Genomic DNA, 685 nt, shown 5'->3' on the forward strand with positions numbered 1-685 from the left:
AGCTGCGCCAAAAACCACAGCCGCTGCTGCGCAAACGACAGCACAAGTGGCGCATCGCGCGACACCTCGGCAATCGCCGGCAGCTCTTGCAGACCGGACCGGCTCAACTCCGCGACGATGCTTTCCGCCAGATCTGCCAGCACCGGTTTGGCGAACAGCGTCGTCAGCGGCAGTTCGACACCAACAGTCTGCGACATCCGGTTCAACAGCCGCACCACCAGCAGCGAGTGCCCGCCCAGCTGGAAGAAGTGGTCGTGCCGACCGACCCGCGCCAGCCCCAGAAGCTCCGCCCAGAGCTGCGCCAGCGCCGTCTCGATCTCGCCTTGCGGCGCCTCATAGGCGGCGCGCGCATAGGCCTCATCCGCCGGCGCCGGCAGCGCCTTGCGATCCAGCTTGCCGTTCACCGTCAACGGCAGCGCCGCAAGCCGCACAAACGCGGCCGGCACCATGTAGTCCGGCAGCCGTGCACTTAAGTGTGCGCGCAAGGCACCGGCCAGCTCGCTTCCATCTCCCTCGTCCGATCCTGCCTCGGGCGCGCACACCACATAGCCGACAAGACGCGTCTCGCCCGCGCGATCCTCTTGCGCCACCACCACGGCCTCGCGCAGTAACGCGTGCTCAGAGAGCCGCGCCGCGATCTCGCCCGGCTCGATCCGGAAGCCGCGGATCTTCACCTGGTCGTCGT

Annotated in this window: 1 protein-coding gene; it reads right to left on the reverse strand. The window is 67.9% G+C overall.

The genetic code is table 11. The features are described from left to right. The coding region (locus J6497_RS40825) for a phosphopantetheine-binding protein (protein ID WP_312010469.1) at positions 1 to 674 on the reverse strand (674 nt) is incomplete at its 3' end. Positions 675 to 685: the final 11 nt, after the last annotated feature.

It is taken from the genome of Bradyrhizobium cenepequi (assembly GCF_020329485.1).
GTDB lineage: Bacteria > Pseudomonadota > Alphaproteobacteria > Rhizobiales > Xanthobacteraceae > Bradyrhizobium > Bradyrhizobium cenepequi.